Here is a 242-nt window from a genome sequence, read left to right on the forward strand (position 1 = left end):
CGGCTGGGGCGTCCGGACCCGGCTGCTCCTCGACAGCGCCGGGGCGGTGTCCGCATGACGATCCGGATCCTGATCGCCGACGACGAGGCCCTGCTCCGGATGGCCTTCGGCACCGTCCTGGACGCCCAGCCCGACATGGCCCCGGTCGGCGAGGCCGCGGACGGCGCGCAGGCCGTCCGGCTCGCCCGGGAGCTGCGCCCCGATGTCGTCCTGATGGACGTCCGGATGCCCGGGACGGACGG

1 protein-coding gene is annotated in these 242 nt (G+C 76.0%); it reads left to right on the forward strand.

What is annotated here, in order from left to right:
* Positions 1-54: 54 nt before the first annotated feature.
* Positions 55-242 (forward strand): response regulator transcription factor (locus VR45_RS41840; protein WP_045945231.1); only part of this gene is annotated, 188 nt, incomplete at its 3' end.

The sequence above is a fragment of the Streptomyces sp. NRRL S-495 genome, from assembly GCF_000966955.1.
Lineage (GTDB): Bacteria > Actinomycetota > Actinomycetes > Streptomycetales > Streptomycetaceae > Kitasatospora > Kitasatospora purpeofusca.